Annotated in this window: 10 protein-coding genes; 5 read left to right on the top strand and 5 right to left on the bottom strand. The window is 42.5% G+C overall.

Annotation, left to right across the window (positions count from 1 at the left end; translation table 11 throughout):
- Positions 1-137: 137 nt before the first annotated feature.
- Positions 138-1,715 carry a class I adenylate-forming enzyme family protein gene (locus AC1DE7_RS16880; RefSeq protein ID WP_253503114.1) on the bottom strand — a complete coding sequence of 526 codons (1,578 nt, stop codon included), beginning with the start codon at positions 1,713-1,715 and terminating at the stop codon, positions 138-140.
- A gap of 292 nt (positions 1,716-2,007) precedes the next feature.
- Here AC1DE7_RS16880 and AC1DE7_RS16875 point away from each other — a divergent pair, with 292 nt between their 5' ends.
- The 3 genes from AC1DE7_RS16875 to AC1DE7_RS16865 all read left to right on the top strand — a co-directional run bounded on the left by AC1DE7_RS16875 (position 2,008) and on the right by AC1DE7_RS16865 (position 6,482).
- Entirely contained in the window at positions 2,008-2,493 is a 486-nt protein-coding gene (locus AC1DE7_RS16875) for a hypothetical protein (RefSeq protein ID WP_253503116.1), read from the top strand.
- Positions 2,494-3,110: 617 nt separating this feature from the next.
- Positions 3,111-4,757 (top strand): RNA polymerase sigma factor, encoded by a 1,647-nt coding sequence (locus AC1DE7_RS16870; protein ID WP_477534840.1) that lies wholly within the window; start codon positions 3,111-3,113, stop codon positions 4,755-4,757.
- Positions 4,758-5,243: 486 nt separating this feature from the next.
- Positions 5,244-6,482: an RNA polymerase sigma factor gene (locus tag AC1DE7_RS16865; RefSeq protein WP_127547007.1), complete on the top strand. Its 1,239-nt coding sequence runs from the start codon at positions 5,244-5,246 to the stop codon at positions 6,480-6,482.
- 439 nt (positions 6,483-6,921) lie between these two features.
- Here the strand turns inward: AC1DE7_RS16865 and AC1DE7_RS16860 are convergent, their stop codons facing one another.
- Together AC1DE7_RS16860 and AC1DE7_RS16855 are read right to left on the bottom strand one after the other, a co-directional pair.
- Positions 6,922-7,587 carry a type 1 glutamine amidotransferase family protein gene (locus AC1DE7_RS16860; RefSeq protein ID WP_477534839.1) on the bottom strand — a complete coding sequence of 222 codons (666 nt, stop codon included), beginning with the start codon at positions 7,585-7,587 and terminating at the stop codon, positions 6,922-6,924.
- Positions 7,588-7,761: 174 nt separating this feature from the next.
- Complete coding sequence (locus AC1DE7_RS16855; protein ID WP_477534838.1) at positions 7,762-8,985, bottom strand: RNA polymerase sigma factor; 1,224 nt, start codon at positions 8,983-8,985, stop codon at positions 7,762-7,764.
- 256 nt (positions 8,986-9,241) lie between these two features.
- Between AC1DE7_RS16855 and AC1DE7_RS16850 the strand changes: the two genes are divergently transcribed.
- Positions 9,242-10,060, top strand: a complete 819-nt coding sequence (locus AC1DE7_RS16850; protein WP_477534837.1) for a hypothetical protein — start codon at positions 9,242-9,244, stop codon at positions 10,058-10,060.
- 108 nt (positions 10,061-10,168) lie between these two features.
- Here the strand turns inward: AC1DE7_RS16850 and AC1DE7_RS16845 are convergent, their stop codons facing one another.
- Both AC1DE7_RS16845 and AC1DE7_RS16840 read right to left on the bottom strand, forming a co-directional pair.
- Positions 10,169-11,704: a replication initiation and membrane attachment family protein gene (locus AC1DE7_RS16845; RefSeq protein WP_036605770.1), complete on the bottom strand. Its 1,536-nt coding sequence runs from the start codon at positions 11,702-11,704 to the stop codon at positions 10,169-10,171.
- 384 nt (positions 11,705-12,088) lie between these two features.
- Positions 12,089-12,382 (bottom strand): YuiB family protein, encoded by a 294-nt coding sequence (locus tag AC1DE7_RS16840; protein WP_036673352.1) that lies wholly within the window; start codon positions 12,380-12,382, stop codon positions 12,089-12,091.
- Between the two features lie 450 nt (positions 12,383-12,832).
- Here AC1DE7_RS16840 and hemQ point away from each other — a divergent pair, with 450 nt between their 5' ends.
- Complete coding sequence (gene hemQ, locus AC1DE7_RS16835) at positions 12,833-13,579, top strand: hydrogen peroxide-dependent heme synthase (protein ID WP_036605768.1); 747 nt, start codon at positions 12,833-12,835, stop codon at positions 13,577-13,579.
- Positions 13,580-13,886: the final 307 nt, after the last annotated feature.

Raw genomic sequence — 13,886 nt, 5'->3', positions numbered from 1 at the left:
CTGCAAGGTATTTTCGTGCACGCCTGCATACCAGTTGAGATAAAAACAGCCCTTCACTTCCAAAAGGAAGTTGAAGGGCTGTTTTTGTTGATCTAACAATAAATATTCTGCCCAACAGCTATTAAACAGCATTCCCGTTAGCCTAGTCCTTCGGATGAAATTAAGGATAGATGCTTACGCAACTGCTTTTTGTCTATTTTATCCACGGCTGTTCTCGGCAAAGTATCCACAATGAACAGTTGAGTCGGCCATTTGTACGGAGCAAGGTGTGGCTCACAAAACGCCCGCACCCGCGTCAGATCCATATTTTCATCGTCCCGTAACACTATGAAAGCGACAAGTTCCTCGCCTTCATCGGGATGAGGATGTCCGATTACGGCCGCCTCGCTTACCGACTCATGGCTCACAATAACATGCTCCACTTCGGTACAGAACACATTGGAACCGTCCACAATAATCATATCCTTCAAGCGATCAAACACATAAAGGTAACCTTCGGCATCCAGACAACCGACATCCCCAGTTCGAATCCAGCCATCGGACATGGTCTCGGCAGTAACCTCCAACTGGCGCCAATACCCCAGCATGGTCTGTGCACCTCGAACAACGATTTCTCCAGCCTCGCCCGTAACTGTCTCACTTCCGTCCGTATCTAATATCCGAACTTCAAAGGCCTGCTCACCTTGGGCAGCCAAGTCAGCAGGACGACCTACGGATCGAAGGCGATGGGGATCGCCCATATGCTGAGCAGGAAAAAGGCGGCTTATGGACATTCCACATTCCGCTTGTGAGTAGTTGTTCACAATGATAACTTCAGGAAATTGCGATACGACCTCCTGTAGTGTATCCGGGGAAATAATGGACCCTCCGCAGCCAATAAGCGATAGACTCTTCAAGTTTCTACTTCCTACGGATACCTCGCGGGTAAGATCACGTAGCAGTTGGCCTACTGTGCTGAGTTGTGTAATCTGATCACGTTCAATAGCTTCCATAATGCGGTGTACATCCGCTGGGTATTCATCTAGAAATACAAGACAGCCTCCAGCAGCCATGGTCGCCCACAACTGGAACTGACCCACCAGATGGGATAAGTTGAGCACTAACACACGACGCTTGAGATCATGACCGAAGCCTGCAGAAGGCGTAAGTTGATTCCAAGCAGCCATACCACGATGCGAATGCATGACCCCTTTTGGTCGACCAGTTGTCCCACCCGTATAAATCAGGACTGCCGTATCGTCTACACTTCGTTTGGAATGGTCTTTTGGAGAGAACGCAGGTTCCTGCTGTAAAAGAGCAGCGAGCGAACTGCTATTCGTCCCTTCTTCGTCTATCGTGAACAGTTTTGGACAATACCCAAGAAGCTTTACCGTGGCAATAGCTACTTTAGCATGTTGGTCATCATGAATAACCATATGTGGTTCTGCATCCTGAAATATGGCAGCGAGTTCAGGTACTGTTAGCATAGGAGAAGGAACGAGTGGTATAGCGCCGATCCCAACTGCTGCATAAAACGCAACAACGAGCTGGGGATCTGGATCACCTAAAAGGGCAATACGATCACCGGCCCGGAGTCCTTCAACATACAGGGTATGACTGAATCTTTCAACCAGACCGTAAAGCTCCCCATAACTCATCGTTTGCCCATGTCTCATTAACGCAGGTTCCTCAGGGTACAGACTTGCTGCAATTGGCAATCGTTCGGATAGAAGCAAGCAATTACCCCCAACATTTAAATTTCCATTTCTCCGTTAAGAAAACTATGGAATAAAAAGAGAGTAGCATATATCTGGAATAATAAGTAATCATTATCCTCTATTAAAACCATAAATTCTCCTGATATTACAGTTCTGCTCACAGACGATCCTTGCCGTTAACCTACTTGCTAGCTTAATTAGGCAGATCAAATTGGGCTTCTTTCTAAACTGAAATACAACATTTCTGTTTATCATTACGTTTATTTAGGAAACGAGTACCCAGGAGGGGATTGTCATAAAAGTAAAGACAATGCATTTTATTTTCAGTGTTGTAGCGTTATTTTTACTATCAGCTTGCGCAGGTGTTGTTACTGGCTCTAGTCAGCAGAATGAACTAGGTGAACCTTATCGTATGGCGTTGGAGGAGTTAATTTCAACAGATACGGCTCTTAATGAAAACATGGAGTATATCTCATTAGATTTTGATAAAGGAATTCCATTAAAGGATTCTGATAAGAAAAGCATTGAGGATTACCTTCACAGCAAATATAACGTAAAAATTTATAACCTAACCTATGAAGAATTGATTGAAGAAGGACTGTCAGAACAGTCTGAAAACACGCTAAAAGGGATTTTACTGAAAATTGAAAAGCAGGAGAAGCAATCAGATAATAACATTGCCATAGAGGTCAGTAAGTATCGTGCCAATGAGGGGTCGCTCTCTGCAAAAATAACTTTAACCTATGAGGAAGGTAAATGGAAAGTTGCTACTCATACTCCTACAAGGGAAAGTTAAGGATGTAATTTTTTTTCCAGTTAGAGTACTAGGAAAAGTTTACTATGACAATTATCGAAGTAGCCCTTTTGGGCTTTTTTTGTCCGTATTTTCTGGAGTACATCCCCCCCTAAAGGTATACCAATAAGGATCCTTAGCATTTTGCAACGATCCCTATTGTCATCCGTTAGTTCTAAACCGCAGTTGATTACGTCGATTCTTTGAGCATTAAGCTAACGTTTCTCGTTAGTATAATGAACCTCAATTATGCATTTGAATAATTAATCGAGACCACTCCTGTTAACTACGGAACGAAGGAGTACCCCAAGTACCCGAAGAAGAACTTCGGCTCGTGCTCCTAGTTTGTATCCTCCCATAGTTGAACGGAAAAGAAGTATCTTTATATACTAAAAGTGAGACCTTTACATCTAAAGTAATCTTCATCTCGTTTAACAAAAAGTTCATAACGTCTCTTTAACCATTTAAATAACCTACTCATGATGTTGATGTTTGTAATTATACATGTATGAGCGATCCGTTAGGACGTCCAAATTTTTTAAAAAATAATCCCAACCTTTATTTCGCCTGGCACACTATATAATTGTCAGGAATTACAGATGCAACTATGGAGGCAAAAGATGGATTCAATTGGTAAAAACGGAAAAGAAGCGGCGGAAGCAATTCGGAGCTATGTCAAACCGATTTTCGGTTTTGCGTTAAACCGGGTCAAGCAGCGGGCCGAGGCGGAGGATCTGGCTCAGGAGATTATGTTGCAGTTGTTAAAATCCTTCTCCGGGGTGCGGGACATTAGAAGCCTTGACGCTTACGTCTGGACGGTTGCCCGATACACTTGGGTGAATTGGTTGAAAAAGCGTGCGCACGCTCCCCAAGCGATCGAAATCAACGGCATGTCCGAACTGTCGGCCGCCCCTTCCCGAGAGCCGCTTGACCGGTTGCTGGTAACCGAAGCTTACCGCGAGCTGCGCCGAGAAGTCGCGTTTCTGTCCGACATCCATCGCAGGATCGTGGTCATGCATTACTACGACGAGCTTAAAATCGGCGATATCGCGATTGCTCTGAACATTCCTGTCAACACGGTGAAGTGGCATTTGAGCGAGGCCAAAAAGAAGTTACGGAAAGGGATGAAACGTATGCGTGCAACAGGAACTTTAAGTGTCAATCCGATCAGCATGGGAGAAATGGGCCATTCCGGTTCGGCCGGTAGCCTGGGCGAAACCAACGATTTTCTTGGACGCGCCTTGGCGCAAAATATCATTTACGCGGCTTATCATAAGGCGCGTACTGTACATCAAATCGCGGAGGAGCTAGGAATGCCGCCGTCTTTACTGGAAGGTGAAGTCCGGCACCTGGCCGATTACAATTTTCTCACCCAAACCTCTCCCGGCAAATATCAAAGCAATACCATCGTCTGGGACCTCTTCGAGTTGGCCGTAGCTGGTCATCAATTTTGGCAAGATTGCGCCGCCGAAGTGGCCGATGTTCATTTCGACGCGTTAATGGAAGTTCGCCGGCAAGTCGAGGATAGCGGAGTGTACGTTCCGGACGGCGACTATAACTTCCTGCTCTGGACCTTGCTGCCCAAGAACGTCGAGGAGCAATCATGGCGGAGCATGCCGGCGGGCGAAAACTTCGATGCGGTCGCACCAATGCGAAAGGACGGAGGTCAGTATATTGCCTATGCGGCGTTAAACCAGAGCCACAGTTCCGATCCGGGTTTTGATTTGAGTAGTTACGTCACCTTCGGTCCGTCGCTCCGCTACGTCGAAGACACTCCCTTATACTTGTGGCAATTCAATACGTACTGGAGCGACCGCCAGATGGATTGGCGTTTCCTGGAATACCGGAATGTCGAGATTTGTCATGCGTTCCAACAAGGGGAACTGCCCGACAACGAAGAGAACGCCGAGCAATATTCGTTCCTGCTGGAGAAGGGGTACATCCGCAAGACGGAGGAGGGGTACAAGTTCAATGCGGTTTGGATCGACTCTCCGCAAACGTTGGATCGGTTGAACAAGGCAATGCCTGATTTGTCCGCTCTGTACGCGCCTGCTGTCGGCAAGCTCTACGATAAAATGCTCAACCTGTTCCTGCAAAATCAGCCGAAGCATTTGGAGCCGCAGCTTGCTTACATGGTGAGAGGCAACACCGGCGGAGGCCGGCTTGTCGCTTATATTTTGAAGCATTTGATCGATAACGGGAAGTTGAAACCGCCGTTGCCGCACCAGCAGAAGACGATTTCAACCTGGATGGGGCCGGTCAAGTAAGTCAGTTCGGAAATGATACGAAGAATAGTCGTTCCCGGACGGTGGCCATTTTTACACAAAACTCTGTCTGTCCAACGAAGTGATTAGGTCATCGCTATTTCACACGGCCCCCTCCTGAACGTATGGAAATGATTAAAAACTACCCATGACGCATATGCGTCATGGGTAGTTTTTAATCGCAATCATATCTGCCAGACTTCTCCTTTACCTTACGATTTTTATCTTTCTTGTCCGCAATCAACCGTGAGAGGCCAGATGCTCCACAACTTGCTTTCCCAGAAAGCCAATACGTTTTTTTAGCTCCTGCATCTCTTTCTCCATTGATAATCCTCACTTAATACCACATAGCCGAATTGCCCTTACGCTTTGCTTTTTCGGGGTTTAAAAAAAGTGGAGTGGCGTCGTGTAAAATTATTTTAAAACGATGTGGCTTTTTACCTCCCTTCGGTGTCTAATGAATTGTAAGTTCAGGAGGAGGTATTACTGGTGTCACGAGCTCAAGACAAAAAGAAAATCCCTGTTCTTCCGGAGGATCAGGAGCACATCCAGCATTTCGAAGCCATTTATAATCAATATCGAGATAGAATTCGAAATTATATTGCAGTAAAGACAAATTCGGCAACTGCCGATGACTTAACGCAACAAGCTTTTTTAAAAGCAATGGAAAACTTTCATTTGTTTAACTATAACTCCAGTATATTTACTTGGCTATTCAAAATCGCTCAAAATATTGTGAAAAACGAGTATCGCACGAAATCACGAAATAAAGAAATGTTGCACGAAGTAATCGATTTTCAGTCCCAATCGATATCCCTCGATATTGCTAGAGATGTCGATATTCGTCTTGATATTAGTGCTGCATTAGCCCGATTGAATGAATTAGATCAACAAATCATATCATTGCGTTTTTTCGTCGATTGCACTTTATTGGAAATATCCAAAATCATCGGGATGCCTCAAAGCGCAGTCAAGAATAGACTCTATCGTGCCTTAAACAAACTAAAAAAAGAATTAAAAGAATGGGGTGACATTACAATCATGTCTATTAAAGAATTGATATCAATTGTGGATAAAAACGAGGCTCCCTCCAAGAATGATGGTATGAACAAGGTATACCATGACTTATTTGAAGAGTTGAAAAGCAATGTAGATCGAATTATTATAACCTATCGTCATCGACCTTCTCAGAAAATCGCTATTGAGATCTATCCGGATCTGCCCACTTTTCATCAAGCAATAAACGAGCCGGATGCGCCCAATTGGTTTATGGGAACCTATGAAGACAATAAAATTAAAATCGTATCCCCACTCAACCCAGGCCCTGAACATACCTATCAATCGGTACTACGGCACACTCTAAGCTTGTTTACGATGTGGTTAGTGAAGGATATTAATCCGTTGGCACCGAAATGGCTTACACACGGTCTCGGCGGGCATGAAGCCAAACAAACGTCACAAGAATATATCCAGTATAGAACTTCCGAATCGATTCAAAATAACGCTGTCCCTAGCTTTCAAGCATTAACTAATGATACCTGGGATTTCGAGAAGATAGGGGGATATGCATTCTCGCACTTGATCGTAGAATATCTCATCCATTCATACAGTTTAGATGCGCTCAACAAATTCATACGCGATGCCACTGATTTTCAAGGCGCATTTCAAGTATCGGAAGCTGAGTTGCACGGGATGTGGGTGCAATATTTAAAATCTAGGCTATGTTAAATTTTGATACTAGTATTTGACCATAACAAAACCACCTTCGAAAAGGTGGTTTTGTTATGGTCTCCCGTAGCTCAACAGTACACTATACATGTTCTATCTAGTACAGCCTTATAGCCCCAATCATTAAACTATCCTGCCCGTTAGCTTAATGAGGTGCTCATCATCCTAATATAATTTTCCTGTTCTCTACTTTCTGTAAAGGTATACAAAAAAGGAGCTTCAGCATTTCTGCAACGCTCCTATTGTCCGTCCGCTAGTTGAAAACAGCAGATGATCACTTTGAAACCCTGCCGACTATAGGCCCTAGGAGTATTAAGATTGCATCTGTTTACAAACAGTATTCCAATTATAAAAAGGAGATCTGAGATGATCACCTGTTAGCCATGATTTTATACATTATAAGGAATTACTTATGTAAGGTCACAGCCACTCACCCTAATTAGAGCGTCTCAACCAACTTCTGAATCTTTGAGTGGGAAATTAAATATACAGGTCCCATTATTTCTATTTTGCCGTCCTTTACACGTATAGCGCTCTCCTGTTCTGCCGCATAAACATCAATCGCTTCAGACAAGGGGGACAGGTAGCCTTGAACAAACGTGGCGTAGTCGCGTTGAGAATGAGATTCGTAGGCAAAATGATCAAAACCAATACCATTATAAATAGTACTTGTTTCAACTTCATCAGTGTTATTCAAGCTTAACCATTTTGCAGCCATGTTTAACGCACCGGCGCTGGCACCCATTATAATGGCATTGCTATTCTTAATAACATCCGATAATTCATAATCCAACAAAAAATCGTTCTGTAAAACAGGATATCCAACACATAAAAAAATGACAGAAGCGTTCCGAATGAATCGCTGAGCATCTTCTTTCTGCATACGGTAATCGATGAAATGATATTCATCAAAAATAATGTTAGCCTGATTCAACCATGTCCATTCAGAAACATCATCAAAGTTAACTTGCTCATCTTTATAACCAGACGGATTAGCACTAATCATAACAAGCGATTTTCTGTCTTGTATATCCTCCTGTAAACAATGGACCAGCTTCTCAGGAAAAAAATGATTAAACCAACTGAAATAGTAGTGAGTTTTCAAACTTAATTACCTCCATATGTATTATTTACATTCATCCATAGGATTCATATACAACCTCTTTTTATATGCATTATACAAAATAATCCAATTAATTGATAGTACCTTTAACATAACTCTAACCACGTTAAAAAAAGCCCGGTTCTTCCCCCCGGGCGACTTACATTTTTGTATGGGTTACTTACTTATAAATTCTACCATCTTCTGATGTAATTCTTTCTCGGAACATTGAAAGATACCATTAAAATCCTGGGGGTTACGGATCAATTTGTTTAACTGGTCTATTCCATATTGTTGAACAACAAACTCCACAAATAGGAACGAAAACTGAAAACCCTTCATCGTTTCGAAATCCCAGGTATCATTATCTAATTGTTCGAACGTTGGGATCTCTAAATTGTGAATAGCCTCTTCTGTTGTACCTTCAATATAGTCCTGAGTCATCAGCTTGGCTTCATATCCACCAATTCCTTGCCTTATCCATTTCGGAGCCTTCGGATTGATTTCACTTATTAGCCACATGGTGAACAAGTGAACCGTACCTTTAAGAATCGATGGATAGGTATGCTCCGGTCCTGGATTTAATGGAGATACAATTTTAAGAATACTCCCTTCATAGGTACCCATGAACCAATTCGGAGCATCTGCTTCTCCGACCGCTTGGTGAAACGATGGCATATCAGGATATACTTCAATCGTTACTTTTCGCGATGGATGATAATTGTACTTTAACGAGATTCGTTCAATATGATCACTTAGTTCATTGAACAAATCATGGTGTACTTTATTAGGCGTATTGTTCAATCCCTCGTTTTCACCCTGATTAACAATTGAAATCAAATCTTGAATAGACATGATCGTAACGCCTCCCCATTCTTTCAGTTCCTTTTTAAGTTTTTCCAAAGCTCTATAGAGTCTGTTCTTTACTGCACTCTCACGCATCCCTACAATCTTAGAAATTTCAAGCAATGTGCAGTCCACAAAAAAGCGTAATGCAATGATTTCCTGGTCGGTTTCATTTAACTTTTTCAGCGCAACTCCGATATCAATTCGAAAATCAACATACTTCGTAAATTCAAGGGAGATCGACTGTGATTCATATCCCGTAAAATCAAACGGCGTTTCTTTTTTCCGCGATAATCTTCGATATTCGTTTTTCACTGTATTCTGAGCAATCTTGAATATCCATGTAAATAAATTTGATTTCCCTTGGAATCGGTGAAGATTCTCGACTGCTTTTAAAAACACCTGTTGAGTCAAATCATCTGCAACCATCGGGTTCAATTTCAGGGAAAAGTAGTTGCAAATTCTTTGACGATACAGCTCATAAGTGTTTTCAAAGTTAGTGATGCTTTCCTGTTTATCCGGATAAACAGGTTTTGTGTCATGAGCTCCTGACATGGTAAGAACCTCCTCTTGATTTACAATGAATTAGACACCAGAGAGAGTCAGAAGGCCACATAAATATAAAATAAATATGTATTCAACCTTTCAGCTTTGTTACTTACAGGACTAATCACCCTTTTTGAAATCTCATTTCATATCATCTCTATGATTTCATATCTTTACAAATTTATAACGATAAGCAAAGATTGGAATAGTTCTGGAGGGAATCACATCATGTAAATCGAATTTCCAAAATGAAGGAGAGATAATAATGAAATACACCAATGTTTTATTATCAAGCGTAATTGTCTTAGGAAGCATGGGCATGTTATCAACTGCATCATCTTCATTTCATACTTCTAATAAAGTAGCACACATTGCTGCTAAATCAATTTCTGTGAACTCTTCGACATACCAGAGTATATCTAAGTTTGAAAAAACAAAAGGCTCAAACAAAATTGTCTGGAGAGGTGACGACATCACGATAACCGCGAACACCTTAAAGCTAGATGCTGCTGCCGATTTTGAGCAAAACATCATTGACACCATTGTAGTTACTCATGGTAAAGAAAAGCACACCCTACAAACAGGAGATTTTGAAGTGAAATTATTGGATATAAGTAGTGTTGCTGAATCTCCATCGAATGAATGGGTTGCTATCCAAGTAGAAAAAAGTGCCGGCAGCAACCTCATTCTCGTGAACCTTAAAACAGGAAATTACACAATTATAAACGAACGTCTTGAAAAAGCAGGTAAACAAAATGTAGAAACCATTTCATCATATAATTGGTCACCAAAAGAAGACATCATTGCATTTTCTTATGGAAGTACGGAGAAAAGCACGTTAGCAATATACGACACTATGAAAGACAGTGTTGTTTATCTCCCTCGGGCAACCAACTATATTAGCACAGGTCTAATATTATGGCATAAGAACGGAAAAAGTATTGATTATATTAGTGAGTATCCTTCAGATCAATGGATTCTTTTCAGATACGATACAGGAAGCAAAAAAGTTAAGCCTGTAAAAAGAATCACCAAAAAGGAATTTCAACAGTGGTTTAGATTAGATAAATATCCTACAAAATAATAAAAAATTGGATTAAACGTAAAATACGTTTCTTCAGTTCAATTTATATAGCAAAAAGGCGAGTCTCCATTAATCGGGGGGCTCGCCTTTTTGGCTTTATTAAAATATTTAAGAAGTTCCTTTTTGCTTACTCGCTTGCATCTGCTGGGCAAATCGCATCATCTCTTCGAACTCTTCCTCGGATACGGCGTCCCCATCGGTGCTTATGTCTTGTACAATCGGAATTTCGGGCTTGGCTTTGGTTCCTTTGCCGTATGTACGGGTACGGGTTCCAGCTGCACCAGCAGCCTGTTTGCCTTTGACCTTGGCCTGATCACGAATATATTGCACAGCTTTCTCATATGAGTTCACCTGCTTGAGCAACATGTTGGAGGCAATGGCCTCAACGAAGTTACGGTTAATCCGCTGCTCTCCGCCGGATACAAGCAATGCCATCAAATAATGAATCAATACATTGATAACTTCACCAGGCAACTTGTAACTCAGATCAATTTTCTCAAATATATCGATGAGATTGTCCGGTACTGCACCTGGGAAGAACGTCTGTAACAGACGTGTGTATGGCTCATTGCGCAACATCATATTATATTGATGAATATCACACTTGGTCATAAATTGTGGAGGTACTTCGACGTAGTATTCCATCTGTACTCCATGCTCAACAGGTGGTTCACCGGAGTCTTCTTTCCGCTCTGGCTCCTCCATATGCTGTCTCAGTGCCACGACCTTGGCCGCCTGTACAGTCTGTTGCTCATGACGCTTCTTCGTCTGTCTGAACTGCATGCTCGCCTTATGCTGAAGATCATCCAGAATCAGCTGGCCCTGCGGGCTGAAGATATCATCTTCATCCAGCAGACGGCATACATCCTGCACACTGAGATTAAACTTGTTTACTACATAATTTACAATGCCCAGTTGTTCATGATCAAACCGCAGCTGTTCTACATGACGACGATTGACCGACTCCCGCGGGAAACGCAAAATAATGTCGGCATAGTTCAAACTGTTTTCTTCCGCTGCATCATTCGTGCCTGTCCGCTGGGCCGTAGTTGATACTTCCGACAATGCTTGCTCCAACTCGTAATCAATTACGTGGGTATTCAATTCAAATATATCGTAAAAGGGAACGGAAATATTCTCTTTATTGGCTGCCGGATAAGGTGCGTCCCCATTTTCCACTGCCGAGAAACCGGAACGCAGGGAAAGGACGGCGAATTTGCCAATCTTGTCACGAAGCAGCAGTGTCAAATGCTGTGTCCGGAAAAACTCTGCCGGAGAAAGCGGCGGTTGCAGCTCATATTCGTAGATGTAATCATCATTTTCCGGTATATATAGCCGTGAAGTCTGAAGTAGCCCCACTGCCTCAAGCTTGGATGTCTGCTCTAACAAATATTTGCGCCCTTTCTCACTTGGCTCCAAGCCAAGCGTCATGAACAGCCTCCGTTGCTGTTCAAGCGGCGAATAACCGACCTGTTCACCGGGAAGATGCTGAAACAACAGCCGATACAAGCCAACCGCAAAAGCACCTACCATGGGCTGATATGCTCCTGTAAGCATACGGTCATCCAGGGCGCTAAGTCCAAACTCCCTGTATACGCAGTAGCGATGATGTTCAGTATAATGGTGCAGATTCTTCATGCGCATAGCCTGATCTCCTTCTCCCCAAAAGTATGTTTATCTATTCTATCATAAATGTCTGATCCTCAAATGCTCAAAAACAGGTAAAAAGATGGCCTGTTCTCGTTCCGTTTCGTCCTAGGTCGACATCATTCACGTTTTCGCCGAATTCAGCAAATTTCTAAAATAAAATGTCGAGAGCCGCTAGAATACTATAAAAGCTCTAGCAGCAGAATACAAGGGAATATCTAAAGAGAATGTTCTCCAGATGTATATGAAGTACAAGTGTACAATAATCCTTCTAATATAAATGAATAGCAAAAAAGCCTTCCCTTTGTACTCGTAAGCGTTTACGACAAAGACAAGACTTTCACGCGATTACAGTGGCATGTGTTGCCTCTTTCCAACAATCTAAAACATTCTGTACCCACCCAGTCGCAACTTCTGGATCGTCCAGCCACTGATTATCGCACCAGCCAGTCCAGCGATGCCCGTCATATAGTCTACAAGCTGGAAAGAACCCAGATGTGACATCAGAGATGACGACTGATCCCATAGAGAGTACACAACAATAGGCAGAATTACAATAATGAACAGATAGGAAGGAAACCAGGTTGTCTTCATCAGCATGTTCAGAATGAAACCGATACCAAACATCATAACGAAAAATAATACCATCAATACTAACACAGGTATAAATTGCATCGGGCGACATTCACCTCTTCTTTCACACATTCAGGTTTCACTTCTGGATAGTAGTTAGTGTACCGCAAAAAATGTGGCGAAGCAACGAACTTTCTGGACAAATTTCCCTATATTTATACTCTGTTCATTTGCCCTTCTGCTTCATGTTGGGATACAATGTAAACGATAAAGCACTCACCCGTCCCTTATAGTGCGTGTTCAAAAAGACTGGTTTTCAGTACCGAGAAGATGGAATGAAGTTAGAAATGGAGCAGCGGAGCGTAGATAGAGCTACGTGAGCAACTACAATGTTTCCGAAGGAAACATACTTCGTAAGCATCCACTTATTTCGGCTGAATGCCATATTCGATGCTGATGATGCCACCAGGCATGATTCGTAATCAAAAGCGGACTTTTTGAACAACCTCTTATAGGGATTTGGAAATATACCTTGCAGGAGGAACACAACCAATGAACGAAGCCGCATCAACACTGGAGGGCTGGTACGCCCTGCATGATTTTCGCTCGATTAACTGGGCCGCCTGGAAAGCAGCAGATGATGAAGAACGCGCTGTTGCACTGGACGAGCTTCAGGAATTCTGGAAAGAATGGAAAGAAGTCGAGGATTCATCCAAAGGAAGTACCGTTGTATATACGGTTGTAGGTCAAAAAGCAGACCTCGTCATGATGCACCTGCGTGAAACGCTGGAAGATCTGAAGGCTGTTGAGAACGCGTTTAACAAAACGATGTTTGCCCAATACACAACCAAATCGTATTCATACGTCAGTGTAGTGGAACTGAGCAACTATCTTGGCAAAGAAGGCGAAGACCCGATGCAAAATCCGGATATTATCGCCCGTCTGAAACCTGTTCTGCCACAACGACAATACATCTGCTTCTATCCGATGAACAAAAAACGTGAGCTGAATGACAACTGGTACATGCTGTCCATGGACGAGCGTCGCACCATGATGCGTAGTCACGGCATGATTGGCCGCAGCTATGCGGGTAAAGTAAAACAGATCATTACCGGCTCTGTTGGTTTCGACGATTGGGAATGGGGCGTTACGCTATTTGCGGATGACGCACTTCAGTTCAAGAAACTTGTCTATGAGATGCGTTTCGATGAAGTTAGCGCCCGTTATGGCGAATTCGGTTCGTTCTATGTGGGAAGTCTGTTGAACGAAGGAACACTGGAAGACATGCTTAAGCTATAAAAATAGTACAAAACACAATAAAGCACCGCGACATCTCCTGTAAAGGATACTGTCTGCGGTGCTTTATTATCTATCTATATTCTACTACCTCAAGCTTGATTTAGATCTATATTGTTTGAACTATTTATTTACACAAAAACGGAAAGGACAGAAAAAACCTGAAAAAGCGAAGCGTTCGCCTAAAAGCTTTCTGGGAGAAAGCTGCATCGGAAGCATACGCTATCACCGGATTTTCCCTTTAACAAAAGGGAATCAAAAAAATCTGGGGATAACAGCGATTGGAAGGTTATTCTGTCATTGAAGTGTA

This window comes from Paenibacillus sp. 10L310 (genome assembly GCF_056395745.1).
The sequence above is the reverse complement of the archived record's forward strand: the minus strand, read 5'-3'. Positions and strand labels throughout refer to the sequence as shown.